This is a genomic window from Treponema endosymbiont of Eucomonympha sp., from assembly GCF_001028545.1.
On sequence record NZ_BBPW01000383.1, the window covers coordinates 1 to 665 of the forward strand.

Here is a 665-nt window from a genome sequence, read left to right on the forward strand (position 1 = left end):
CGTGCCGGACGAAGCAGTCGACGGCTCCGTCGAGCAGCCGCGCGGTGATAAAGTCGTTGAAGCGGCTTATCGCCACGGCGAAGCGTTTGCCCTGCCCCTGCAATGAACCGGTGATTTCCGTATACATGATTGCCTCCATAAAACAGGCGCCGACTGAGCCGTGCGCCCTTATACTTGCTCCAGATTATGCCCGAGTCGGGCTTTCTTTGTCTTGAGATACTGTCGGTTCTCGTCGTTCGGCAACACCTCAAGGGGCACCCGCCCGTTGACGGCGATTCCCGCACCGGCGACCGCCTCGACTTTGGCGGGGTTGTTCGTCATGAGCCGGACGCCGCTTATCCCCAAATCCCGCAGGATAGCCGCCGCCGGCGCATAGCCGCGCTCGTCTATGGCGCGCCCCAGCTTCAGGTTTGCGTCTACGGTGTCGAAACCCGCGTCTTGCAGGGAATAAGCGCGGATTTTCTTCGTCAGCCCGATTCCGCGCCCTTCCTGCCGCAGATAGACGACCGCGCCGCCTTCCCGCCCGACCCGCCGCATCGCCGCTTCAAGCTGTTCCCCGCAGTCGCAGCGGCTCGACTTCAGCGTCTCCCCCGTGGGGCACTCGGAATGCACCCGCACCAGCGCGTCGGCAGGGTCGAAGGGCGCCTCCGAAACCAGCGCGAGGT

1 protein-coding gene is annotated in these 665 nt (G+C 64.1%); it reads right to left on the minus strand.

What is annotated here, in order from left to right:
* Nucleotides 1–168 precede the first annotated feature (168 nt).
* Nucleotides 169–665, minus strand: a 497-nt coding sequence (gene ribA, locus AWU74_RS07200) for a GTP cyclohydrolase II (RefSeq protein ID WP_162505000.1), incomplete at its 5' end; no start/stop codon positions are given.